This window comes from Aerosticca soli, assembly GCF_003967035.1.
Lineage (GTDB): Bacteria > Pseudomonadota > Gammaproteobacteria > Xanthomonadales > Rhodanobacteraceae > Aerosticca > Aerosticca soli.
The window spans coordinates 206598-231607 of the sequence record NZ_AP018560.1; the positions used below are offsets into that span (position 1 = coordinate 206598).

Here is a 25010-nt window from a genome sequence, read left to right on the forward strand (position 1 = left end):
ACGTGGCCCGGGTATTCACCGTCGGCGAGGGCAAGCCGCCGCTCAAGGGCGTGCCGCTGGTACTGCTCACCGCCGGCGTCGCCTTCGCCACCTTCATGGAGGTGCTGGACCTTTCCATCGTCAACGTGGCCGTGCGCACCATCGCCGGCAACCTCGGCGTCAGCTACACCGAGGGCACCATGGCGATCAGCGCGTATTCGCTGGCCAGCGCGATCATGCAGCCGCTCACCGGCTGGATCGCGCAACGCTTCGGCGAGGTACGCACCTTCGCTTTTTCGGTGCTGCTGTTCATCGTCTTCTCGGTGGCCTGCGGGCTGGCGCCCAGCATGACCATGCTGATCGTGTTCCGGCTCTGCCAGGGCGCGGTGTCCGGGCCGCTGGTGCCGCTCTCGCAGACCCTGCTCTTGGCCAACTATCCGCCCAAGCGGCGCACCATCGCGCTCGCGCTGTGGGCGATGATGGTGGTGGTGGCGCCGATCTTCGGGCCCATCCTCGGCGGCTGGATCACCGACAACTACGCCTGGCCGTGGATCTTCTTCATCAACGTGCCGGTCGGCATCTTCACGCTGTTCGTGGTGTTCGGCCTGCTGCGCGACCGCGAGACGCGCACGGTCAAGGTGCCGGTGGACGCGATCGGCCTGGGCCTGCTCGCGGTCGGCGTGGGCTCGCTGCAGTTCATGCTGGACAAGGGCAACGAGAAGGACTGGTTTTCCTCGCACCTCATCACCACGCTCGGCGTCGTCGCGCTGGTGTGCATCAGCTTCCTGGTGGTGTGGGAGCTGTTCCAGCGCAATCCGGTGGTCAACCTGCGCCTGCTCGGCCGACGCAACTTCGTGGTCGGCGTGACCTGCCTGTCGCTGGGCATGTTCGCCTTCTTCGGCGGCGTGGTGGTGTTGCCGAGCTGGCTGCAGCAGGTGATGCAGTACAACGCCACCTGGGCCGGCTACGCGGTGGCGCCGATCGGCGTGCTGGCCATCGTGATGTCGCCGATCATCGGCATGGTGCAGAACCGCTTCGACCTGCGCCTGCTCAACACCGTCGGCTTCGTCATCTTCGCCGGCTGCTCGTTCTGGATGGCCTCGCTCAACACCGAGGCGCCTTACCGCGAGATCGCGCTGCAGCGCCTGGTGATGGGCGCCGGCATCGCGCTGTTCTTCGTGCCGGTGAACCAGATCATCCTGGCCGGGCTGGCCGACAAGGACGTGGCCAGCGCCTCGGGGCTGTCCAATTTCTTCCGCACCCTGGCCAGCAGCGTGGCCACCGCGGTCAGCACCACGCTCTACGACCATCGCAGCACCTTCCACCATGCCATGCTCGCCGAGCACACGCAGGTCGGCGATCGCCCCACCGAGCACTACCTGCAGCTGCTCGGCCACACCGGCCTGCCGGAACCCTCGCGCTACGCCGCGCTGAACCAGGTGGTCAATGCGCAGGCCGCCACGCTCGCCGCCAACGACATCTTCTGGCTCTACGGCGTCATCTTCGTGGCGATCACCGGCCTGATCTGGTTCGCCAAGCCGCCCTTCGCGGGCAGCTCGCAGGCCATGGGGTGAAGGAATCCCCTCAGCGGCGTCCGTAGACGTCGTCCAGCCGCACGATGTCGTCCTCGCCGAGATAGCCGCCCGACTGCACCTCGATGAGCTCCAGCGGCACCTTGCCGGGGTTGCGCAGCCGGTGCACGCTGCCCAGCGGAATGTAGGTGCTCTGATTCTCGCCGAGCAGGAAGACCTCCTCGCCGCGGGTCACCTCGGCGGTGCCCGACACCACCACCCAGTGCTCGGCGCGATGGTGATGCTTCTGCAGGCTCAGGCTGGCGCCGGGCTTGACCACGATGCGCTTGACCTGGAAGCGCGGGCCGGCGTCGATCGCATCGTAGCTGCCCCACGGCCGGTACACCTTGCGATGGATGAGGTGCTCGCTGCGCCCGCGCGACTTGAGTTCGTCGACGATGCGCTTGACCTCCTGCGCCGCATCGCGATGCGCGACCAGGGTGGCATCGGGCGTGCCGACCACGACCAGGTCGCGCACGCCCACCGCGGCGATCAGGTGGTGCTCGTGCGAGCGCAGCAGGCAGTCGTGGGTGTCGATCGCCAGGGTGTCGCCCTCGCGCAGGTTGCCCTGCGCGTCGCGCTCGCCGGCCTGCCATAGCGCCGACCACGAGCCGATGTCGCTCCAGCCGCAATCGACCGGCACCACCGCCGCGCGCGCGGTCTTTTCCATCACCGCGTAGTCGATCGAATCCTCCGGCACGCGGGCGAAGGCATCCTTGTCGATGCGGATGAAGTCGAGGTCGCGGCGCGCCTGCGCGTGCGCCGCGCGCACCGCCTCCAGCATCGCCGGCGCGTGCTGGCCGAGTTCCTCCAGATAACGCGCCGCGCGGAACAGGAACATGCCCGAGTTCCAGTCGTAGCCGCCGTCGGCGAGGTAGCCGCGCGCGGTGGCGAGGTCCGGCTTCTCGACGAAGCGCTCGACGCGGTACACGCCTTCGCCGATCGCCGCCCCGCGGCGGATGTAGCCGAAGCCGGTCTCGGGCCGGTCCGGGCGGATGCCGAAGGTCACCAGCCAGCCCTCGCGCGCGCTGGGCAGCGCCCGCGCCACGGCATCGGCGAAGGCCTGCGGCCGGGTGATGAGGTGATCGGCCGGCAACACCAGCAGCAGCGCCTCGGCATCACGCGCGAGCGCCTCCAGCGCGCCCAGCGCGATCGCCGGCGCGGTGTTGCGCGCCAGCGGCTCGAGCACGATGGCGGCGTCGGCGACGCCGGCCTCCTGCAATTGCTCGGCGGCGAGGAAGCGATGGTCCTCGCTGGCGACCACGATGGGCGCGGCGGCATCGGGCAGGCGCCGGGCGCGCGCGACGGTCTGCTGGAACAGCGTGCGCTCGCCCTTGAGGCACAGGAACTGCTTGGGCAGGTTGCGGCGCGACACCGGCCACAGCCGGGTGCCGCTGCCGCCGCTGAGGACGAGGGGCGTCAACATGCGCTTAGGATACCGGATCGGCCAGGCGCGTCAGCACCGCCGGCAGCTCCTCGCGCCAATCCGGCAGCGGCAGGTCGAAGCGTTCGACGAAGCCGCCGTTGTCCAGCACCGACCAGGCCGGCCGGCGCGCCGGCGTCGGGAAGTCGCGGGTACGGATCGCGCTGACGCGGGGTGCGCGCGGCAGCAGGCCCCGCGCCATGGCCTCGGCCACGATGGCCTCGGCGAAGCCGTGCCAGGTGGTGTGGCCGCTGCTCACCAGGTGGTGCGTGCCGGCGAGCGCCGCGCGCCGTGCCGGTGTTGCCGCGACCCAGGCATCCAGCGCGGCGAGCGTGCCGCGCACGATCAGCGCGGTGCTGGTCGGCGCGCCGAACTGGTCGGCGACCACGCGCAGCTCGTCGCGCTCGGCGGCCAGGCGCAGCATGGTGCGCAGGAAGTTGTGCCCGTGCGGGGCGTAGACCCACGCCGTGCGCAGGATGAGATGCGCGGCGCCGCTTTCGCGCAGCGCGATTTCGCCGGCGAGCTTGCTGCGTCCGTAGGCGCCGAGCGGCGCCGTCGGCGCATCGACCGGATACGGCGCATGTGCACGGCCGTCGAATACATAGTCGGTGGAGTAGTGCAGCACGCGCGCGCCGTGCGCGGCCGCCCAGGCGCCGAGCACGCCGACGGCCTCGCCGTTGACGCGGGTGGCGAGGGCTTCCTCCTGCTCGGCGCGATCGACTGCGGTATAGGCGGCGGCGTTGACGATGAGCCGTGGCTGCAGGCGGTCGAGCAGCGCCGGCAGCGTGTGCGGCTGGGCGAGATCGGCCACCTCGATGCGCGCGCCGTCGAAGCGCCGGCCGTCGCGGCTGGCGGTGACGAGCTCGCCGCGTGCGGCCAGCCCGCCGTGCTCGACGAAGGCGCGGCCGAGCTGGCCGTTGGCGCCGAGCAGCAGGATTTTCATGGCGCGAACACGGGCAGCCGCTCGGCCGGCACCTCGGCGAGGAAGGGCGCCTGCGCGTCCTTGGGCGACAGATTGGGCGCGGCGACCGGCCAGTCGATGGCAAGCGCGGCGTCGTTCCAGCGGATCGCCGCGTCGGCGGCGGCGTCGTAGAGCGCGGTGCACTGGTAGGTGAACAGCGCATGCTCGGAGACCACGCAGAAGCCGTGCGCGTAGCCTTCCGGAATCCACAGGTGGCGGTGGTTGTCGCCGGTCAGCATGACGCCGACCCAGCGCCCGAAGGTGGGCGAGCCGCGGCGGATGTCCACGGCGACGTCGTAGACTTCGCCTTCCAGCACGCTGACCAGCTTGCCCTGCGGATTGGGCCACTGGTAATGCAGGCCGCGCAGCACGCCGCCGGATGAGCGCGAGACGTTGGTCTGCACGAAGTCGCGCACGATGCCGGCGTCGCGGAACTTGCCGGCGTGGTAGCTCTCGTAGAAGAACCCGCGGGCGTCGCCGAACACCTTGGGCTCGATCAGCTTGACGCCGGGCAATGCGGTGTCGGTGACTTTCATCGCGCCGGCCCCTGCTCGACGAGTGCGCGCAGGTAGGCGCCGTAGCCGGTCTTGGCCAGTGGCGCGGCCAGGCGCAACAGCTGCTCGGCGTCGATCCAGCCCTGCTGGAAGGCGATTTCTTCCGGGCAGCACACCTTGAGGCCCTGGCGGTTCTCGATGGTCTGGATGAAGTTGCCCGCTTCCATCAGCGACTCGTGTGTGCCGGTGTCGAGCCAGGCATAGCCGCGACCGAGCCGTTCCAGATGCAGCGAGCCATCGTCGAGATAGCGCCGGTTGAGATCGGTGATTTCCAGCTCCCCGCGCGGCGATGGAGTGAGCGCGGCGGCGAAGTCACAGACGCGGCCGTCGTAGAAGTACAGGCCGGTCACCGCGTAGTGCGACTTCGGCCGGGCGGGTTTTTCCTCCAGCCCGACCACGCGGCCGGCGGCGTCGAATTCGGCCACGCCGTAGCGTTCCGGATCCTTCACCCAGTAGCCGAACACGGTGGCGCCATGCGTGCGCGCCGAGGCGCGGCGCAGGCTGTCGGTGAGGCCGTGGCCGTGGAAGATGTTGTCGCCCAGCACCAGGCAGCTCGGGCGGCCGCCGAGAAACTCGCGGCCGATCAGGAACGCCTGCGCAAGGCCATCCGGCGAGGGCTGCACCGCGTAACGAATGGCGATGCCCCATTGCGCGCCGTCGCCGAGCAAGCGCTGGAACAAGGCCTGCTCGTGCGGCGTGTTGATGATGAGGATCTCGCGGATGCCGGCCAGCATCAGGGTGGCCAGCGGATAGAAGATCATCGGCTTGTCGTACACCGGCAGCAGCTGCTTGCTCACCGCCTGGGTGATCGGGTAGAGCCGGGTGCCGGCGCCGCCGGCGAGGATGATGCCCCTGCGTGCGTCGCTCATGTGCCCAGCCGCTCCAGCCGGTAGCTGCCGTCCAGCACGCGGTTCACCCAATGCTGGTGGGCGAGGTACCAGTCCACCGTCCGCGCGAGGCCGCTCTCGAAGGTCTGCGTGGGCCGCCAGCCCAGCTCGCGCTGCAGCTTGCCCGAGTCGATGGCGTAGCGGCGGTCGTGGCCGGGGCGATCCTTGACGAAGGTGATGAGCGAGTCGTGCGGGCGACCGTCCGACCGCGGCCGGCGCTCGTCGAGCAGCGCGCAGATCGTCTTCACCACCGCGATGTTCTCGCGCTCGGCATTGCCGCCGACGTTGTAGGTCTCGCCCACGCGGCCGGCCTCCAGCACGCGGCGGATCGCCGCGCAGTGATCGCCCACGTACAGCCAGTCGCGCACGTTGCGGCCGTCGCCGTAGACCGGCAGCGGCTCGCCGGCGAGCGCCTTCTGGATGGTGAGCGGGATCAGTTTTTCCGGGAACTGGTACGGCCCGTAGTTGTTGGAGCAGTTGGTGGTCAGCGTGGGCAGGCCGTAGGTGTGGTGGAAGGCGCGCACCAGATGATCGGAGGCCGCCTTGGAGGCCGAGTAGGGCGAGTTCGGCGCGTAGGGCGTGGTCTCGCTGAACCTGCCCTCCGCGCCCAGCGAGCCGTAGACCTCGTCGGTGGACACGTGCAGGAAGCGGAAGGCCCCGCGCGCGGGGCCGTCGAGGCCGCGCCAGTAGTCGCGCGCGCACTCCAGCAAGGCCAGCGTGCCGACCACGTTGGTTTCCACGAACGCGGCCGGACCGTCGATGGAGCGGTCCACGTGCGACTCGGCCGCGAAGTTGACGATGGCCTGCGGGCGGTGCTCGGCAAGCAGCCGGGCAACCAGCGCGCGATCGCCGATGTCGCCCTGCACGAACACGTGCCTTGGCTCGTCCGCGAGCGGCGCCAGGGTGTCGGGATTGCCGGCGTAGGTGAGCTTGTCGAGATTGACCACGCGCAGCCCGTCGGCCACGGCCTGCAGCACGAAATTGGCACCGATGAAGCCGGCGCCGCCGGTGACGAGCAGGGTTTTCATGCGTATGAGACATCCTTGACTTGCGTTTGCGTCATCGGTTCGGCCTGAGTCTCAACGAGACATGGCCGGCCCGCTCACGAGCGGACGCATTGTGCCATGCGCAACGCGAGCATCCGATGGTTCAGGCAAGTCCGGCGTCGCTGGCTAGAATGAACGGCTCGCCTCACGGCACAGCCTTCTTACAGGATCTGCTCCCATGGCAACCCGCTCGCGCGCCGCCGGCCAAGGTCTCGGCACCCGCGCCATCCATGCCGGCCAGCGGCCGGACCCGGCCACCGGCGCGATCATGACGCCGATCTACGCCAGCTCCACCTACGTGCAGGAAAGCCCCGGCCGACACAAGGGTTATGAGTATTCGCGCACCGGCAACCCGACCCGCGCGGCCTACGAGCGCTGCGTGGCCGACCTGGAAGGCGGCGTCGCCGGTTTTGCCTTCGCCTCGGGCATGGCCGCGGCGGCCACGGTGCTGGAACTGCTCGATGCCGGCAGCCACGTGATCGCGATGGACGATCTCTACGGCGGCAGCTACCGCCTGTTCGAACGCGTGCGCCGGCGCACGGCGGGGCTGGAGATCGACTTCGTCGATCTCAACGACGGCAAGGCCCTGCGCGCGGCGCTGAAACCGAACACGCGGATGATCTGGGCCGAGACGCCGACCAACCCGATGCTGAAGCTGGTCGATCTCGCCAAGGTCGCCGCGTTCGCCAGGAAGCATGGCTTGCTGCTGGTGGTGGACAACACCTTCGCCTCGCCGATGCTGCAGCGGCCGCTCGCGCTCGGCGCCGACCTCGTGTTGCATTCGGCAACCAAGTACCTGAACGGCCATTCCGACATGGTCGGCGGCATCGTCGTGGCCGGTGATGCGGAACTGGCCGAGCGGATGGCGTTCCTGCAGAACGCGGTGGGTGCGATCGCCGGCCCGTTCGATGCCTTTCTCGCCCTGCGCGGTCTCAAGACGCTGCACCTGAGGATGCGCGCGCACTGCGCCAACGCGCTGGAACTTGCGCAATGGCTGGAAACGCACCCGGCCGTGGAGCGAGTGATCTACCCGGGCCTCAAGAGCCACCCGCAGCACGCGCTGGCGCGCCGGCAGATGGACGGCTACGGCGGCATCGTCAGCGTCGAGCTGAAGGGCGGCCTGAAGCAGGCGCGCCGCGTGCTGGAACGCTGCCGGCTGTTCTCGCTGGCCGAGTCGCTCGGCGGCGTGGAGAGCCTGATCGAGCACCCGTCCGTCATGACCCATGCGTCGGTGCCCGCGGCCAACCGCAAGCGGCTGGGCATCAGCGACGGGCTGGTCAGGCTGTCGGTAGGCGTGGAAGACGTGGCGGACCTGCGGGCGGAATTGCAGGACGCATTGGCCGGTTCGAAGCAGCCGCATTCCGCTGGAAGAAAACAAGGACCTGCTTGAACATGCAAAGATTGTTTGGCCCATTCTCGGCACTGTGGAAATATGGATCGCTGACGCACGAGCTGGCGCGGCGCGACATACTCGGCCGTTATCGTGGCGCCAGTTTCGGCCTGGCCTGGTCCTTGATCAGCCCATTCCTGATGCTGTGCGTGTATACCTTCGCCTTCGGCGTGATCCTGAAGTCCAAGTGGCCGCAGGTGGCTGGAGGCGACCATCCGTTCGCGATCATTCTCTTCGTGGGCTTGATCGTGCATGGCTTCTTCTCGGAATGCCTGTCGCGTTCGCCAACGCTGATCACCGGCAATCCGGGTTTCGTCAAGAAAGTGGTCTTTCCGCTGGAGATATTTCCCTGGCAGATCGTGTTGTCGGCCCTGTTCCAGGCGGGCACCAACCTGCTGGTCTTCATCATGCTGCGCCTGCTGCTGGAAGGCACGGTCAGCTGGACGATCGTCTTCATACCCGTGGTGTTCGTTCCGCTCGTATGTCTCAGCCTGGGTGTGTCGTGGATATTTGCCGCGCTCGGCGTTTACCTGCGGGACATCAACCAGGTGACGGGCGTACTGGCCACGGCCATGCTCTTCCTGTCCTCGGCGATGATCCCGGTACAGACCTTGCCCGAGCACTCGCGCATACTCTTCCACCTCAATCCGCTGACTTTCCTGATCGACCAGGCGCGTGCGGTCGCGCTGTGGGGTCAATACCCGGACTGGAGCGGCCTGCTGGCCTACACCCTGGGCGGGCTGGTCCTGATGTACCTGGGCTATGCATGGTTCATGGCGACCAAGAGGGGATTTGCGGATGTCCTCTGAGCTGGCAATCCAGGTGGTTGGGCTCTCGAAAAGTTTTCCGATCTATGCGAAGCCCCACCACCGTCTGATGCAGATGTTCTCGCCCGCGGACTCGCGGCATCGCTGGTACCGCGAGTTCGAAGCCTTGCGGGACGTCAACCTCAGCATCCGCAAGGGCGAGACGGTAGGCATCGTGGGCCGCAACGGCTCCGGCAAGTCGACCTTGCTGCAGTTGATCTGCGGCACGCTCTCGCCCAGCACGGGCAGCGTGCACGTGAACGGCCGCATCGCGGCGCTCCTGGAGCTCGGATCCGGGTTCAATCCCGAATTCACCGGGCGCGAAAACGTCTATCTGAACGGCACGGTGCTTGGTCTTTCTCACGAGGAGATCGACGCCCGTTTCGCGGAGATCGTCGCGTTCGCCGACATCGGAGACTTCATCGAGCAGCCGGTCAAGAGCTACTCGAGCGGCATGGCGGTTAGGTTGGCCTTCGCCGTGGCGATCAACGTGACGCCGGACATCCTGGTCGTCGACGAGGCGCTGTCCGTGGGAGACGAGGCATTCCAGCGCAAATGCTTCGCCCGCATCGAGGAGATCCGCAATGCCGGGGCGACGGTGCTGTTCGTGTCGCACTCCGCCGGCGCGGTGATGGAACTGTGCGACCGCGCGGTACTGCTGGACCACGGTGAGCTGCTGCTGGACGGTACGCCCAAATACGTCCTCTCGCGCTATCACAAGCTGGCGTATGCGCCGGCAGCGAAGCTGGACCAGGTACGGCAGCAGCTGCGCGAGGAGATGCGTGCCCCTGAAATGCCGCGGGCCGAGCTGGAGATGCGTAGCGACGACGCCCCACCGGCGGACGATGCCTATTTCGACCAGGGCCTGCGGCCGCAAAGCACGGTGCGTTACGAGCAGCGCGGTGCGTCCATCGTCGACCCGCACGTCGAAACCCCGGATGGCCGCACTGTGAACGTCCTCAGGCCGGATGAGGAATACGTGTATACCTACAAGGTGGACTTCCAGCGAGCCGCGGTCGCGGTGCGGCTGGGCATGCTCATCAAGACGGTCAGCGGGTTGGAGCTGGGCGGCGCGGTCACCGCACCGCAGGGGGGCAGCGAGCTCGCCGTGACCGCCGGGCAGCACGTCGAGGTCCGCTTCCATTTCAGAACCGCGCTCGCCCCGGGCGTTTACTTCATGAATGCCGGCGTTTCGGCGCACGGGGAGGAAGGCGAGATCTATCTGGACCGCCTGATCGACGCAATCATGTTTCGGGTAATGCCCGACGAGGGACGGGTGGCCACCGGCTGGGTGAATTTCGGCGTGCGGCCGAAGCTGCGGCTGCTTGAACGCGACGAACTTTCCGTATGAGCTCGAGTGCCGATTCGAATGCGGGCATGCCCAAGGGCATTCTCGTGCTGGGGATGCATCGCAGCGGAACGTCGGCGCTGACGCGCGTGCTGAACCTTCTCGGCGCGCAGTTGAGCAGCACGCTGTGGGAGGCCAACGAGGCGAACAGGAGGGGGTTCTGGGAGGATCCCCGCATCTTCGGCATCCATGACGAGCTGCTGCGGGCTCTTGGACGGAACTGGGACGACCTGCGGGCGCTGCCGGAGCACTGGATGGACTCGGCTGCGGCGTCCTCGGCGCGCGAGCGCCTAGTGGACCTGCTGAGGGCCGAGTTCTCCCAGTCGCGACTGTGGGTGGTCAAGGACCCGCGGATCTGCCGGCTGCTGCCGCTGTGGAAGCGCATCTTCGAGCAGCTGGATGTGCGGATGCATTGCGTGCTCGCGCTGCGTCACCCCGACGAGGTCGCACGGTCGCTGAAGTCGCGCAACGACCACGCGCTGGCCCGGTCGAGGCTGGCATGGCTGGAGCACACCGCGGAAAGCGTGCTCGGCAGCCGCGGCTTCCCGCGCGCGGTGGTTTCCTACGACCAGCTGATGACGGACTGGGAAGCCGCGATGCGGCGCGTGTCCGCCGAACTGGAGCTCCCGTGGCCGGTGCAGCTGGAGGACGTGCGCCCTCAGGTGAACGAATTCCTCTCCCCCGGCGAGCGGCATCATCAGGTACCCTGGATGCCGGAGGAGGGGAGCCGGGAGTTGATCGATCGTCTCTTCGTGGGGATGCTGCGGGCGTCCGAAGGGCAGGGGTGGGAGCTCGCGGAAGAGGCGGCGCGCAGCTACGTCGGCAGCCGGCACGCATTCCTGGACGCGCTGAACTCGGAGCAGGAAGCATTCGAAATGCAACAGCAGCAATGGATGTGCGAACGGCAGGCGTTGACGGAGGCGTTCGAAGGCAAGCTCCAGGCCTGCCGGCAAGCGCTGGGCGAGGAGCTGGCCGCCCAGGTGGCGGCGACCGTCGCCCGCGAGGTGGAGGCACGGCTGGCCGCGCAGGCCGATACCGTGCGCTCCCAGCTGGAGGAATTTCTCGACAGCCATACGACGGCCATGGCCACGACGCTGGAACAGATGTCGGCGAAGATGGAGTCGTTGCGTGCCGCCATCGACGCCGTCAGGCCGGCGCAGGCGGAGATGGCCGCGCTGCAGGAGAGCCGGCGACGGCTGGAGGAGGAGGTGCGTGCGCTGCGCAGCTCCTCCTCCTGGAGGCTGACGGCGCCGCTTCGCTTGGCCGCGTCCATGCTGCGCAGGCCGCGCACGGCAATGCGCAGAGCCGGCTTTCTGGTCCGCCTGACGCTGACGTCGGTCAGACAGAATGGATTACTGAAGACGGCAGCGAAGATCGTCGCTGCTCCGCGGAAATACGGATTCAAGGCGCTGCTGGCGGGTATCCCGGACGCGGGCGTCGGGCAGATTGTCGCTGCCGCGGACGAGACGCGGATGGTCCTGCCCGAGGCCCTGCCCGCGCTGGACCGGCTCGATCTGCGCGTGCTGATGATCGCGGAACTGGGCCTGCCGCAATGCCGGCAGTACCGGGTGGTGCAAAAGCAGCAAATGCTCGAGAAGCTGGGCATCGACAGCACCGTCGTGAGTTGGACCGACGTGGCCAAGTGCCGGAGCCTGCTGCAGACGCACTCGGTGGTGATCTTCTACAGGGTCCCGGGCTTCCCCGACCAGTTGCAGCTCATGCGCGAGGCCAAGGCGCTGGGCCTGGCGACCTTCTGGGAAGTGGACGACATCATCTTCGACGAGCAGAAGTACCGCGCCAATACCAATCTCCGCCACCTGGACGAGAAGACCCACAAGGGCATCCTGTTCGGCATCCCCCTCTACAGGGCCGCGCTGCTCGAGTGCGGCGCGGGCATCGCCTCCACCCGGGGCGTGGCCGAAGCCATGCGCGAGGCGGGCGTATCCACCGTTTTCGTGGTGGAGAACGCGCTCGACGGCGCCGCGCTGCGGGTGGCCGCCGGCATCCGCAGGGAAAAGGCCGACGACGGGCTCGTACGGATCGTGTACGGGTCGGGCAGCCGTGCCCACGACGCCGACTTCAGGGTCGCCGCGCGGGCCATACGGCGGGTGCTCAGGGCGCGGCCCAACGCGCGCCTGACGGTAATGGGCGAGCTCAACCTGCCTGCGGCCGAATACGCGGGAGTCATGCAGCAGGTCGAGCGGCTGCCCACGTGCGACTACGAGACCTACCTGCGGCGCCTTGCCGCGTGCGACATCGCCATAGCTCCGCTCGAGGACACCTCGTTCAACGACGCGAAGTCCAACATCAAGTTCCTCGAAGCGTCCATCGTGCACCTGCCGTCGGTCTGCTCGCCGCGCGCGGCCTTCAGGTCCGCGATCGAAGATGGCGTGAGTGGCTACCTCGCCGACGACGGACAGGCCTGGGAAAAGGCCCTGCTGAGCCTGGTGGACGATGCCGCACTGCGCGAATCGATGGCGCAGCGGGCGTACCAGCACGTGATGGCCCATTATACGCTGCCGCGGCTTGCTGCCGAGCAGCTCGAACCGGTGTTCCGGGCGTATCGCGACCGCCGGCGCCCGAAGCTGCGCGTGCTGGGAGTGAACATCTTTTTCGCGCCGCGCAGCTTCGGCGGCGCAACGATCGTGGCGGAAGAGATGATGAAGCGCATCAACCGGCGCGAGGACGTCGAGTACGCCATGTTCACCACGGTGTCCACGGACAGGGCGCCCCCTTACGAGCTGGTCCGCTACGGGGCCGCCGCCGGCGACGTATTCGCCATGGGCCTGCCGCACGAGGGAGCGCCTGCCTATGCATACGCCAACCCGCATTCCATCCATCCGTTCCTCGAAGCGCTGCATGCCTACCGCCCGGATATCGTGCACCTGCACAGCGTGCAGGGCATAGGGGCGCGCATCGCCGAGGTATGCATCCGCGAGCGGATTCCGTTCGCCGTGACGCTGCACGATGCCTGGTGGATCTGCGAAAGGCAGTTCATGGTGAACGCGGGGGGGCACTACTGCTACCAGCGCAAGATCGACCTGGACATCTGCGCAGCGTGCGTGCCGGACCGCAAGGCCAACCGGACCCGACAGGCGCTGCTGCGGGACATCCTGCGGTCCGCGGTGCGGCTGTTCTCGCCCAGCGAGTTCTTCCGGCAGCTCTACCTGGACAACGGCTTCGACCCGGCACGCGTGCTGGTCAACAAGAACGGCATCGTCCCCCCGCGCCGCGCAATCAGGCGCCCGTCACTGCATGGCAGACCCCTACGCATGGGCTTCGTGGGCGGCGAAGGGCCGATCAAGGGCGCGCCGCTGATCCGCAAGGCACTGCGCAGCCTGCCGTACACGCATTACGAATTGCAGCTGGTCGACAATGAGCTGAACCTCGGCCGGCGCTCGGTCGATCCCGCGACGTGGGATATCCCGGGGCAGCTCAAGGTCGTGCCGGCCTATACGCAGGACTCCATCGACGATTTCTTCGAGGGCATCGACGTGCTGCTGTTCCCCACGCAATGGAAGGAGAGCTTCGGCTTGACCGTGCGCGAAGCGCTCGTCCGCGACGTGTGGGTCATTGCCACGGATGCCGGCGGCGTGGTCGAGGACATCGTCAGCGGTGAGAACGGCGACGTCATTCCCTTCGGCGACGACGGAACGCAATTGGCCCTCGCCATTGGCCGGCTGCTCGAAGACCCTACGCGCCTGGAAGGACATCGCAACCCCCACGCCGACCGGATCCGCTTCTTCGACGAGCAGGCCGAGGAAATATGCCGCTACTTTTTCGACATCGTGGCCGAGCGGCAGACGGAAGCCGCGGCCGGACTGACCCTTGCGGACCCGGCGGCCTGATGGGCGGCCACGGAGATGCGGGCCGTTGGTGACCGCCTGCTGATGCCCATGCAGCCGCGCTTGCTGGCAGTTCGCCGCGGCGTGTCTGCGGCAGGCGGGCACGGACGCGGCGGGGAACCGTTGCATGCGTGATCTCCTCCACGCGAGCTGGCAGAGGTGGCGCTATGGACGCTGGCGGTCGTTGTACCGCCAGCAAACCGAGCGGGATCTGCAGCGGTTGGCGCGGGCAGTGGAGCAACTGCCATGGCAGCCGCGCATCTCGGTGGTCGTGCCGATATTCAACCCCCAGTCCGACCATCTGGTCGCGATGATCGAGTCTGTGCGCCGGCAGGTTTATGCCCGTTGGGAGCTGTGCCTGGTGGACGACGCCTCCGACGCGCGCCACGTGCGTGAGATTCTTCGGCGCTATGCGGACTTGGACGAGCGGATCCTGCGGGTCTCGCGACCGGTCAACGGCCACATCTGCGCTGCGAGCAACAGCGGACTGGCGCTGGCCTCGGGCGAATACCTCGCGTTGCTGGACCATGACGACCTGCTGGCCCCGCATGCGCTCGCCATGGTGGTCAAGTACCTGAACCGCCATCCGCAAACCCGCCTCCTGTACAGCGACGAAGACAAGGTATCCGTCAGTGGCAGCTTCCATTCGCCGCACTTCAAGCCTGACTGGGATCCGGAGCTGATCCTGCAGACCAACTACTTCAGCCACCTGGGCGTGTTCGAGACGGACCTGGTGCGGGAAGTGGGCGGCTTCAGGGAGGGCCTCGAGGGCAGCCAGGACCACGACCTCGTGCTTAGATGCGTGCGCAGGGCGGGAGAGCAGGCCGTGACGCACATACCGCACGTGCTCTATCACTGGCGCACGACGCCGCAAAGCACGGCCGGGGCAGCGGATCGGAAGCCCTACGCACCGGCAGCGGGGCTCACGGCGGTCGGCGAGCATCTTGCCGCGCTGGGCCGAGCGGCGACGGTGCGACCTGCGCGGGCCGGGTTCCCCTTCATGTCGTTGGAGTACCCGTTGCCGGCGCCGGCGCCGCCCGTTTTGGTTTTGATCGACGCCTACGAGGACGAGAAGGAACTGGCAGCATGCGCGCTTCACCTGCTGGAACGCACCGCCTATCCCCGCTACCGGATCGTGGGGCTGGGGCGGCACGGTTGCCGGACGCGCTTGCCGGCTCCCGGGCGGGTGGATTTTTTCGAGGTGAACGGTCGCGTCGCGCTGGCCGCCATGATGAACGAGGCCGTCGCGCGATCCGATGAAGCCTTCGTCTGCCTTCTCGACACGCGGACGCGCGTCGGCGAGCCAAATTGGCTGGCGCGGCTGGTAAGCCATGCGGCCATCGGCGAGACCGGACTGGCCGGCGCGCGGCTATGCGGACCCCGAGGCCGGATCATCGCAGCCGGCATGGTAGGCACGGGATCGGGGGATGCTGTGATGGCCCGGCCTGGCCGCAAGGCGGAAGGGCTGGGCTATTTTGGATTGAACCGGCTCACGCGCCAGGTGACGTTCTTGCCCGGTCTCGGGGTGGTGGCCAGTCGTTCCGCATTCCTGCAGGCAGGCGGCATCCCGGAGCACGCCGACGGCTGGATCGCGAGGGGCCTGGGGTTGTCCGCACGCATGAACGATCGCGGCTTGCGCAACCTGCTGGTCGGCGCTTCCACCCTGACCCTGCTGGGCCATCCGCGCGGACGCGTCGCCAAGCCGCAGGGACGAGCCGCCTGCGCCAGTACCGCGGACCGCTTCTACAATCCCAATCTCGCCCTGGACGCCAGGGACGCGTCGTTCAGACTGGGGTTCCCCCCCGGATCGGCCCGTTCGACTAGCCGCGGCCCTGCCGCATGCCGCGTCGTACGTGGCGGAATCGGCGTACATCGTGCGCATCATGGAGACGGGCAGCCTGCGGTGAGCAGATCGCGGTCGTCTCGCGTGTGCAGGGACATGCACTCCACGACCAGGCCCGAGCCGGTGCGCGATTCGTAGGTGCTGACGCCTTCGCCACCCTGCGAAAGTATCTCGCCACCGTTATAGGGCTTGCCATCCAGCGGAAAGGTCCGGTACGCGTTGTCGACCAGGTCTGCAAGGTCGAAAGGCAGCGTGATGATCTCGCCCTTGCCGGTCCACAGGCGCAACGCGGCCTTGCCCGGGTGCGAGGTCATATAGGTGCCGAAACGCAGGCTGAGTGCGTCCAGGCCCGCCGGGTGTGCGACCTGCGCGGGATCGAAGTGAAGCTGGATGGGCCGGTCCTTGCTGAGTGGCGCAGAGGGCGACAGGATGATGTCCGCTTCTTCCGGCTGCCGCGCCGCCGTGTGGTACCTGGCCACCAGCGCCATGACGGAGTAGTGCGTAGAGATCGCCAGGATCAGTGCGGCCAGCACCGAGCGCGCAAGTTCGCCGACACCTGCCAGCGGCCGGGGCTCGCCCAGCAGGGCGTAGGCCAGAATCAATACCGGAATGGTGAAATATCGCCCCTGCACGCCGTCTACCTTGGTGGCCGGTCCGATGGTCCATTGCACCAGCAGGGCCAGGAAGATCAGCAGGACCGCCGCCAGGGCGCACAGCGCGAGCAGGCCGCGCCAGCGCCAGCCCGTTTTCAGGGTGTTCCAGGACAGCGAGCAGGCCAGGGTCAGGGCGAGCAGGATGCCGAATGCGTGATACACGCCGTTGGAGAACGGCGTATCGAGCCAGCCCAGCACGCCCACGAACGAGTCGGCGTAGAACGAGACGAGGGCGGAGTCGGACACGGTCGCATAGACGACCTGGAGGAACTGCCATGGATGGAACACGTAGGAAAGCAGCCGCCCCAGGTGATCGATGTCGCGCGCCCCGGGTGGATAGACCGTGTATTTGACGGTCCACGCGGTCCATCCCAGTACCAGCACGCTGGCCACCGTGGCCCAGATGAGCAGGCTGCGCCTGCGCAACAGCAGCCAGGTCGCGAAAGGCAGCAGCAGCAAGGGCAGCAGGTTCGCGCGGCAGGAAGCGACCAGGGCAATGCTGATCACCAGCACCTGCGTCACGCGCGCGGGCGTCCTCTCCCTGTCGGCCCATGTCCGCATGAATGCCGACAGCGCAAGCACCGCAACCGAGGTTGCCATGCCGTCCAGCACGGGAGCCGACAGAAGGAAGAGATTCATCGGCAAGGCAAGTACCGCCAGCACGAAGGTCGGTGGCGGGTACAGCCGGAACGCGAAGAACAGGGTCGCCACGCAGGCCAGCAGGGTGAACAGCCTGGCCAGGCGGTAGGACTGACTCACCGTGAGGCCGAGCGTCTCGCCAGCCTTCAGGCCAATGGCGGAGGGCAGATACAGCGCCGGGAAATAATAGGCCGTACCGGTCGGCGTCTCGAAGCGCGATTGGCTCCCCGACCAGTGGATCGTGCTCGCGCCGGTCAGCTCCTGCGCCGAGATCTTGCGGTTGGCATTGCCCTTCACGGGCTCGAAGTGCGCCATGTACTCCAGCAGTCCCTGATCCACCTGGCCGCCGGAGGGAGATCCGTTGACCGACTCGAGCAGCAGCTGGCCTCGACCGAGCATGTACGCGCGCTTGACGTGGTCGAATTCGTCCGGCGCCTGGAACGGCGGGACGATGGCCGAGAAGATGTATGCGACCAGCAGATAGCCGAGCAGGAACAGATGCCAGCGGCGCGGCGCGGGAGGAATCGTGACGACGGCGATGCTCATGCGGATCTCACTGCGATGACGATGCCGGCCATGATGAGGGCCACGCCCGCGAAGTATTGGGGCTGAAAGCGCTCGCCGAAAACGAAGTGGCTGGCTACCGGCACGATGACGAAGGCCAGCGCCATCAGCGGATACACCTTGCCGAGATCGGCCTTCTGCAGCACCCAGATCCAAGCGATGGTCATGAAGCCGTAAAGCGCGAACGAGGACGCCAGCAGCAGCAGCGTGTGGGGGGCGAAGAGGCTGCCGGTCTGCCTGAGGCTGGTGGCGCTGATCTTGAACAGGACCTGCCCCATGGCGATACCGCAAACGCAAACAAGGGCGACGATGTAGGTCACGGCTTTTCCGTCCGCAGCAGGGGTGAGTGTTCGAGCCTGGCATGAATGGGGTACTTCGGCACCGAGCTGATGTCGTGGCCGATGAAGGCGAGCACCAGTTGCATGCCAAGCAATATGGGGAGTGCGGCCAGCATCACGGTGCCGCTGTTGGAGGCCGTGCCCGAGATTTTCCCCTCGATCCAGTGGAAGGAACCGAAGCCCGCCCCGAACAGCATGAGCAGCAGGCCCAGCGGCAATTCCAGCGAAGCCAGGGACATGTCGCGCAGGTAGTAGTTGTAGAAGATGCGCTTGACGAAATTGCGCATGTTCTTCACGAAGAATTCGCCGATGACCCTGGATATCTTGAGGTTGCTCACCTCGTCACCGTATTTGGCGTGCATGGGTATGTCCATGGCGACGGCGCGCAGCGTGTTGAGCCGGAACAGCATGTCCGTCTCGAAGAAATAGCGCCGGCTGATCTTGTCGAAAGGCAGGTGCCTAGCGACGTCCCGATGAATCGCCGTGTATCCGTTGGTGGGATCGAACAGATCCCAGTAGCCCGACGAGATCTTGGTGAGGAAGGACAGCCCCGCATTGCCGAACAGGCGGATCTTCGGCATGGAATGGATCTGCTCCAAGTCGAAAAAGCGGTTGCCCTTGGTGTAGTCGGCGTTGCCCGCAGCGATGGGCGCGACGAAATCGGGGATGAGCGCCGGATCCATCTGGCCGTCGCCGTCCACCTTCACGATGATGTCCACGTTGTCAGCGATCGCCGCTCGATAGCCGGTCAACACCGCGCCGCCCACACCCTGATTCTGCTCGTGGCGCAGCACCGTGACCCGCGGATCGTTGCATTCGGACTCGACGAAGTCGCCGCTGTGGTCGGGACAGCGGTCGTCCACGACGTAGATGTGCTGAACTTCCGGCCCCATGGCGGCGATGACCTGAAGTATGTGGTTGCGAACCTTGTAGCTCGGGATCACGACTCCAATGCGTTTCGTCATGTTCATGATGGTCTTGATGAATGGGATCCGGCTGGGGTCGCAGCAGACCGGACTCGGGCCAGGGCCGCTTGCCGGTTCTGACGGGTGGGGGCGAGGGTTTGCGAATCCCGCGTCCATGTCGTTTGGCCGCCGGATCGGTTCCGGCCGTGCTCCACGGGCGAGCTCGTCGTGCGCCGCCTGCCGGATCGCGCGGCTTCTGCGAGGCTCGGCGCCTGCCCTGTGCCGCACGGCGGGGCTTTGCCCATCCGGCTGGCCCGACCGATACGGAGCTGGTGCGCCCACCGGCGTCCTCTCCCTTCGGCCGCGGCGGCCACGGATAGCACAGGCACCGGAGCAAATCCAGAGCCATGATGCCGGCGCCGTTGCCGGCGGGCGGGGGATGCCTGCCGCGCATGCGCCGGCCCCTGCGGCGAGGAGAGGCGGCGGATGGCGTTCAGCCCAGCGCCTGCTCCAGCTCCGGAATGATCTTGAACAGGTCGCCCACCAGCCCGATGTCCGCGACCTCGAAGATCGGCGCCTCGGCGTCCTTGTTGATCGCCACGATGGTGCCCGCGTCCTTGATGCCGGTGAGGTGCTGGATGGCGCCGGAGATGCCGATGGCGATGTACAGCTCCGGCGCGATGATCTTGCCGGTCTGGCCCACCTGCAGCTCGTTGGGCACGTAGCCGGCGTCCACCGCCGCGCGCGAGGCGCCCACCGCGGCGCCGATCCGGTCGGCCAGCTTGTAGATGATCTCGAAGTTCTCCTTCGAGCCCACGCCGCGGCCGCCGGAGACCACCTTGCTGGCGCTCTGCAGATCCGGGCGATCGCTCTTGCCCTGCTTCAGCTCCACGAAGCGGGTGTGCGAGGGCAGGGCGACGTCCAGGCCGAGCGACTCGACCGGCGCGGCGGCCGCGCCGGTCGCGGCGGCCGGCCAGGAGGCGGTGCGGATGGTGGCGACCACCGCGTGCGCCGGGTCGGCCTCGACGGTGACGATGGCGTTGCCGGCGTAGATCGGGCGCTTGAAGGCATGGCTGCCCTCCACGCTCATCACGTCGCTGACCTGGGCCACGCCGAGCAGGGCGGCCACGCGGGGGGCGACGTCCTTGCCGAAGGTGGTGGAGGGCAGGAACACGTGGCTGTAGCCGGCGGCGGCCTTGGCGATCTGCGGCGCCAGCACGGCGGCCAGCGGGTGTGCGTTCTCCGCGCGGGCGACGGTCAGCACGCGGCTGACGCCGGCGATCTTCGCTGCCTCCGCGGCGATCGCGTCGGCGTTGTCGGCCAGCACCAGCACGTCGATGGCCTCGGGCTTGACCGCGGCGGCGGCGCTCACGGCGCGCGCGGTGGAGGGGTTCAGCTTGCCGTCCAGGTGTTCGGCGATGATCAGGACTTTGGACATGTTCGATTCCTCGTGCCGTCGTTCCGGCGTGCGCCGGAATCCGGTGTCTTGATGGGACGAAGTCGCCGGATCGTCCGCTTGCGCGGGCCGGCGGGCGATCAGAGCAGACCCTTCTGCCTCAGCATCGCGACCAGCTCGGCCGCGTCCTTGACCATCACGCCGCGGCTGCGCTTGGGCGGCGCGGCGTAGTGCGTGGTCTTCAGATGGTCGTTGGCCTCCACGCCCAGCGAGGCGAGCTCGATCGTATCGATCGGCTTGGACTTGGCCTTCATGATGTCCGGCAGCTTGATGAAGCGCGGCTCGTTGAGGCGCAGGTCGGTGGTGACGACGGCGGGCAGCTCCGCCTCGATCACTTCCAGGCCGGCGTCCACCTCGCGGGTCACCGTGGCCTTGCCGCCGGCGATCTCGACCTTGCTGGCGAAGGTGGCCTGCGGGCGGTCCCACAGCGCGGCGAGCATCTGGCCGGTCTGGTTGGCGTCGTCGTCGATCGCCTGCTTGCCGAGGATGACCAGCCCCGGCTGCTCCTTCTCCACCAGCTTGAGGAACACGCGGGCGGCGGTGAGCGGCTGCACCGCGTCGGGCGTGACCACGTGGATGGCGCGGTTGGCGCCCATCGCCAGGCCGTTGCGCAGGTGCGCGGTGAGGTCGGCCGGGCCGATGCCCACCGCCACCACTTCCTCGGCCACGCCCTTCTCGCGCAGGCGCAGCGCCTCCTCCAGCGCGATGTCGTCGAACGGGTTGGCGGAAAGCTTCACGCCGTCGGTCACCACGCCGGTGCCGTCGGGCTTGACCTGGATGCGCACGTTGTAGTCCACGACGCGCTTGTAGCCGACCAGAATCTTCATCTGCGGTTCCTTGAGGTTGCCGGGCCCCATGGGGCTAGAACGGTCCGCCATTGTAGCCTGACGGCAGCTTCCATGCGTCTGCGTATGGTGCCGGTCGGCTATGATGTCGTCCGAACATGCAGGAGTGAACATGAAGGCGTTGGGCTGCGGGAGGGCGGGCTTCGTGGGCCCCCACGAGGGCCGCCACCTGCGGGCACGCACACCGGGCGGTGGGCCTGCGACGACCCTGGCCGGACATCGCGCTGCGGCCGGCGGCACGAGGCCCGCGGACGACAGGCCGTTTGACCATGGAAAGGCATAGTCCTGGTCCGAGCCCGCGCCGCGGGGACGAGGCGGGACCGGAGCTTTCCGTGGTGCTGTGTACCTACGAGGGGGAGAGGTTCCTGCGCGCCCAGCTCGACAGCCTGCTGGCGCAGACCTTCCTGCCGCACGAAATCGTGCTCAGCGACGACGCGTCGCGCGACGGCACCTGGGGCATCCTGGAGGAATTCGCCGCGAGCGCCCGGGCCCTCGGCATGCGGGTTCGTCTGCTGCGCCACGAGCGCAATCTCGGCTTCGTGGGAAACTTCGAGCAGGCACTGCGGCTGGCCACGGGCGAGATCGTTTTCCTGTGCGACCAGGACGACGTATGGCATGCCGAGAAGGTCGCCCTCGTGCGCCGCCGCTTTCTGGACGACCCGGCGCTCTGGCTGCTTTGCAGCGACGCGCGCCTCATCGATGCGCAGGACAACGATCTCGGGCACAGCCTGTTCCAGGCGCTGGAACTGGCCGCGTGGGAGCGGCAGGCCTTGCACCGCGGACGCGCGCTGGACGTGCTGCTGAGGCGCAGCATGGTGACCGGCGCCACCGCCGCCTTCCGCAGGCGCCTGCTGGATCGCGCCCTGCCGGTGGCGGAGGGCTGGATCCACGACGAATGGCTGGCCATCGTTGCAGCGGTGCTGGGCACGGTCGACGCTCTGGAGGCGCCGCTCATCGGCTACCGCCAGCACGGCGGCAACCAGATCGGCATGGCCAGACGCGGCCTGGCGGACAAATGGCGCGACCTGAGGCGTCCGCGTGCGGTGCAGTTCCGTTCGGAGATCGCGCGCATGCGCGCGCTGGAGGCCCGCCTGGCCGACTGGCCCGGGGCCGCGCCATGTGCGGCGCTGGTGGCCCGCAGGCGGGAGCACTTCGAGCGCCGCGTCGCCATCGGCCGGCTCCGGCGGCTGGCCCGGCTGCCGGCCGTCCTGCGCGAGGCCCGGCGCGGCGGCTACCACCGCTACGGCACGGGCGCGCGCTCCATGCTGAGGGATCTGCTGCGCCATGACTGAGAAGCAGCAGACGGTCTGCGCCGTGATCGTCACCTATCACCCGCAGCGCGGCTTCCTCGAGGAGCTCTTGCAAGCGGTGGCGCCGCAGGTGGGCGGCGTGGTCGTGGTCGACAACACCGGCGGCGAGCCCATGCCGCCGCCCACGGAGGTGGCCGGCGTCGAGGTGGTGAGCCTGCCCTCCAACGCGGGCCTGGCCGCGGCGCAGAACATCGGCATCGCATGGGCCCGACGCCGCGGCTTCGACCACGTGCTGCTGCTCGACCAGGACAGCCTTCCCGCGGAAGGCATGGTGGCCGCCCTGCTCGGGGCCCTGTCCTTGCTCGGTCCCCGCACGGCAGCGGTGGGGCCGCGCTTCCACGAGCTGCGGGAAGGACGCGACGCGCCCTTCGTGCGCATAGGCTTTCCGTTCAACCGCAAGCTCCACTGTTCGCCCGGCCGGGAAACCGTTCCCTGCGATTTCCTCATCAGCTCGGGCACGCTGGTGCCGATGGCGGTGCTCGACCGCGTCGGCGTGATGGATCCGGAGCTGTTCATCGACAACGTCGACCTGGAGTGGTGCTTCCGCGCCAGGGCCATAGGCTACGAGTTGCATGGCGTGTGTGCGGCGCGGATGGATCATCGGCTCGGTGACGCGCGCCTCGCGCTCCCGCTGAGGCTCGGCCACGTCGTGGTGCACGGTCCCCGGCGCCTCTACTACATGATGCGCAACCGGGTCCGGCTGTACCGCCTGCCCCATACGCCGCGCACCTGGGTGGCGCAGGACCTGCCGCGCGTGCTGGTCAAGCTGTTCCTGTTCGGCGTGCTCGTGGCGCCGCGCATGCGCAACCTGCGCTGCATGCTGCGCGGCCTGTGGGACGGCCTGCGCGGCCGCGGCGGCACCGGCCCCTATGCTGCCTGAAGGCCTCGCCGGCGGGCCCGCTACAGGTTCTGGTAGTTCGGCCCCGAACCGCCCTCCGGCGGCACCCAGTCGATGATCTGGTACGGGTCCTTGATGTCGCAGGTCTTGCAGTGCACGCAATTGGCGGCGTTGATCTGCAGGCGCTTGCCGGCGCCGTCGTCGACGATCTCGTACACCGCCGCCGGGCAGAAGCGGGTACAGGGGTTGCCGTATTCGGTCGTGCAGCGTTCGATGCACACGCGGGTGTCGGCCACGTGCAGATGCACCGGCTGGTCCTCGTCGTGCTCGGTGGCGGCGAAGTACACGCCGGCCAGGCGATCGCGCGGCGGCAGTTCGCGGGTCACGTAGTCGCGCCGGGGTTCCTCGTACTGACCGAGCCGGTGCAGCGCGGACCAGTCCGGCGTGTTGTGCAGCGTCCACGGCGAGGCGCCGCCGGTGGCGGTCTCCCAGGCCGCGTTGAGCATGCCGAACCACAGGCCCTTCTTGAAGCCGGGCTTGATGTTGCGCACCTTCTTGAGTTCCGCCATCACCGCCGAGCCGCGCAGCCGCGCGTCGAAGCCGGCCGGATCGAGGCCGTGCGCGGCCAGGTGTTCGGCGGCCAGCATGCCCGAGCGGATCGCCTGGTGCGTGCCCTTGATCTTGGGCACGTTGAGCAGGCCGGCGGTGTCGCCGATCAGCAGCGCGCCGGGCATCTCCACCTTCGGTAGCGACTGCCAGCCGCCGGTGACGATGGCGCGCGCGCCGGCCGAGAGAATGCTGCCGCCTTCGAGCAGCGGGCGGATCAGCGGATGGTGCTTCCACTGCTGGAAGGCTTCCCACGGCTGGTAGTTGGGATCGCTGTAGTCCAGCCCGCTGACGTAGCCGAGCGCGATGCGGTCGCCGTCCAGGTGATAGAGAAAGCCGCCGCCGTAGGTGCGGTTGTCGGCCGGCCAGCCCAGGCTGTGCAGGATGCGTCCGGGCCGGGCCCGACCGGCGGGCACCTGCCAGAGTTCCTTGATGCCGATCGAATAGGTTTGCGGATCGCACTGCGCGTCGAGGCCGAAGCGCTTGATGAGCTGCTTGGTGAGGCTGCCGCGCGCGCCCTCGGCGAGCACGGTGACGCGGGTCTTGATGTCCACGCCCGGCGTGTAGTTGCTCTTGTGCGAGCCGTCGCGCGCCACGCCCATGTCGCCGATGCGCACGCCGACGACCGCGCCCTGGGCGTCGTGCAGGGTGTCCGCGGCGGCGAAGCCGGGAAACACGTCCACGCCCAGCGCCTCGGCCTGCGGTGCGAGCCAGGCGCACAGCGCGCCCAGCGAGACGATGAGGTTGCCGTGGTTCTTGAGCATCGGCGGCACCGGCAGCCGGCGTCCGCCGGTCTTGCTCAACAGCCAGAACTCATCCTCGCCGGCCGGCACGCAGATCGGCGGCGGATTCTCGCGCCAGCCCGGCAGCAGCGCATCGAGCGGTGCCGGTTCGATCACCGCGCCGGAGAGGATGTGCGCGCCGATCGTGGAGGCCTTCTCGATCACGCACACGCTGACGTTTGGCTCGAGCTGCTTGAGGCGGATCGCGAATGCGAGCCCGGCTGGCCCGGCGCCGACCACCGCCACGTCGTATTCCATCGTCTCGTGTTCGCTCATGGCTCTTAAGGCTCCGTGGAAAACTTGGCGCGGCTGGCCTGGCAACCAACCTGGGGGGACCGGCCTGGAATGCCTTTTCCGGGCATTTCCAGACGCGGGGAAAAGGTCCGCGGCGTGGGCCGGGGATGCGCCCGCGTGGGCGGCG

Annotated in this window: 19 protein-coding genes; 8 read left to right on the forward strand and 11 right to left on the reverse strand. The window is 68.0% G+C overall.

Translation table 11 applies throughout. From position 1 onward, the window contains the following. Positions 1-2 precede the first annotated feature (2 nt). On the forward strand, positions 3-1553 hold the full coding sequence (locus ALSL_RS00940; RefSeq protein WP_231700250.1) for a DHA2 family efflux MFS transporter permease subunit: 1551 nt from the start codon (positions 3-5) through the stop codon (positions 1551-1553). Positions 1554-1563: 10 nt separating this feature from the next. On the opposite strand, the gene ALSL_RS00945 is transcribed toward ALSL_RS00940, so the two are convergent. From ALSL_RS00945 to rfbB, 5 genes are read right to left on the reverse strand one after another with little or no spacing between them, the layout of a single operon-like run. Next, positions 1564-2976: a mannose-1-phosphate guanylyltransferase/mannose-6-phosphate isomerase gene (locus tag ALSL_RS00945; protein WP_126535793.1), complete on the reverse strand. Its 1413-nt coding sequence runs from the start codon at positions 2974-2976 to the stop codon at positions 1564-1566. A 4-nt stretch (positions 2977-2980) separates the two neighbouring features. Further along, positions 2981-3916, reverse strand: a complete 936-nt coding sequence (gene rfbD, locus ALSL_RS00950; protein ID WP_126535795.1) for a dTDP-4-dehydrorhamnose reductase — start codon at positions 3914-3916, stop codon at positions 2981-2983. Continuing rightward, complete coding sequence (rfbC, locus tag ALSL_RS00955) at positions 3913-4470, reverse strand: dTDP-4-dehydrorhamnose 3,5-epimerase (protein ID WP_126535797.1); 558 nt, start codon at positions 4468-4470, stop codon at positions 3913-3915. The genes rfbD and rfbC overlap by 4 nt, the downstream gene beginning before the upstream one ends. Further along, the gene (gene rfbA, locus ALSL_RS00960) at positions 4467-5357 is read right to left on the reverse strand and encodes a glucose-1-phosphate thymidylyltransferase RfbA (RefSeq protein WP_126535799.1); all 891 of its coding nucleotides are present in this window, start codon (positions 5355-5357) and stop codon (positions 4467-4469) included. Before rfbA ends, rfbC begins: the two co-directional genes overlap by 4 nt. Beyond that, entirely contained in the window at positions 5354-6403 is a 1050-nt protein-coding gene (gene rfbB / locus ALSL_RS00965) for a dTDP-glucose 4,6-dehydratase (protein WP_126535801.1), read from the reverse strand. The genes rfbA and rfbB overlap by 4 nt, the downstream gene beginning before the upstream one ends. A gap of 196 nt (positions 6404-6599) precedes the next feature. On the opposite strand from rfbB, the gene ALSL_RS00970 reads away from it, so the two are divergent. The 5 genes from ALSL_RS00970 (at position 6600) to ALSL_RS00990 (ending at position 15791) form a co-directional block, all read left to right on the forward strand. After that, the gene (locus ALSL_RS00970; RefSeq protein ID WP_126535803.1) at positions 6600-7811 is read left to right on the forward strand and encodes a cystathionine gamma-synthase; all 1212 of its coding nucleotides are present in this window, start codon (positions 6600-6602) and stop codon (positions 7809-7811) included. Between the two features lie 2 nt (positions 7812-7813). Beyond that, complete coding sequence (locus tag ALSL_RS00975; RefSeq protein ID WP_126535805.1) at positions 7814-8620, forward strand: ABC transporter permease; 807 nt, start codon at positions 7814-7816, stop codon at positions 8618-8620. Next, a complete protein-coding gene (locus tag ALSL_RS00980) occupies positions 8610-9968 on the forward strand; it encodes an ABC transporter ATP-binding protein (protein WP_126535807.1) in 1359 nt (452 codons plus the stop codon). The genes ALSL_RS00975 and ALSL_RS00980 overlap by 11 nt, the downstream gene beginning before the upstream one ends. Beyond that, the gene (locus ALSL_RS00985) at positions 9965-13813 is read left to right on the forward strand and encodes a glycosyltransferase (protein WP_126535809.1); all 3849 of its coding nucleotides are present in this window, start codon (positions 9965-9967) and stop codon (positions 13811-13813) included. The genes ALSL_RS00980 and ALSL_RS00985 overlap by 4 nt, the downstream gene beginning before the upstream one ends. 124 nt (positions 13814-13937) lie before the next feature. Then, a complete protein-coding gene (locus ALSL_RS00990; RefSeq protein WP_126535811.1) occupies positions 13938-15791 on the forward strand; it encodes a glycosyltransferase family 2 protein in 1854 nt (617 codons plus the stop codon). Here ALSL_RS00990 and ALSL_RS00995 read toward each other — a convergent pair. The 5 genes from ALSL_RS00995 to ALSL_RS01015 all read right to left on the reverse strand — a co-directional run bounded on the left by ALSL_RS00995 (position 15692) and on the right by ALSL_RS01015 (position 21035). Continuing rightward, the gene (locus ALSL_RS00995; protein WP_126535813.1) at positions 15692-17491 is read right to left on the reverse strand and encodes a DUF2142 domain-containing protein; all 1800 of its coding nucleotides are present in this window, start codon (positions 17489-17491) and stop codon (positions 15692-15694) included. The two genes, ALSL_RS00990 and ALSL_RS00995, sit on opposite strands and share 100 nt — an antisense overlap. Next, positions 17488-17829, reverse strand: coding sequence for an EamA family transporter (locus ALSL_RS01000; protein ID WP_126535815.1), 342 nt, complete (start codon positions 17827-17829; stop codon positions 17488-17490). Before ALSL_RS01000 ends, ALSL_RS00995 begins: the two co-directional genes overlap by 4 nt. Next, positions 17826-18929: a glycosyltransferase family 2 protein gene (locus tag ALSL_RS01005; protein ID WP_331457740.1), complete on the reverse strand. Its 1104-nt coding sequence runs from the start codon at positions 18927-18929 to the stop codon at positions 17826-17828. Before ALSL_RS01005 ends, ALSL_RS01000 begins: the two co-directional genes overlap by 4 nt. A gap of 316 nt (positions 18930-19245) precedes the next feature. Then, entirely contained in the window at positions 19246-20190 is a 945-nt protein-coding gene (locus ALSL_RS01010) for an electron transfer flavoprotein subunit alpha/FixB family protein (RefSeq protein WP_126535817.1), read from the reverse strand. A gap of 98 nt (positions 20191-20288) precedes the next feature. After that, entirely contained in the window at positions 20289-21035 is a 747-nt protein-coding gene (locus tag ALSL_RS01015; RefSeq protein ID WP_126535819.1) for an electron transfer flavoprotein subunit beta/FixA family protein, read from the reverse strand. 350 nt (positions 21036-21385) lie between these two features. Between ALSL_RS01015 and ALSL_RS01020 the strand changes: the two genes are divergently transcribed. After that, positions 21386-22345 carry a glycosyltransferase family 2 protein gene (locus tag ALSL_RS01020; protein ID WP_231700251.1) on the forward strand — a complete coding sequence of 320 codons (960 nt, stop codon included), beginning with the start codon at positions 21386-21388 and terminating at the stop codon, positions 22343-22345. After that, a complete protein-coding gene (locus ALSL_RS01025) occupies positions 22338-23243 on the forward strand; it encodes a glycosyltransferase family 2 protein (RefSeq protein WP_126535823.1) in 906 nt (301 codons plus the stop codon). Before ALSL_RS01020 ends, ALSL_RS01025 begins: the two co-directional genes overlap by 8 nt. Before the next feature lie 20 nt (positions 23244-23263). Here ALSL_RS01025 and ALSL_RS01030 read toward each other — a convergent pair whose 3' ends face one another. Beyond that, positions 23264-24865, reverse strand: coding sequence for an electron transfer flavoprotein-ubiquinone oxidoreductase (locus ALSL_RS01030; protein ID WP_126535825.1), 1602 nt, complete (start codon positions 24863-24865; stop codon positions 23264-23266). Positions 24866-25010 lie beyond the last annotated feature (145 nt).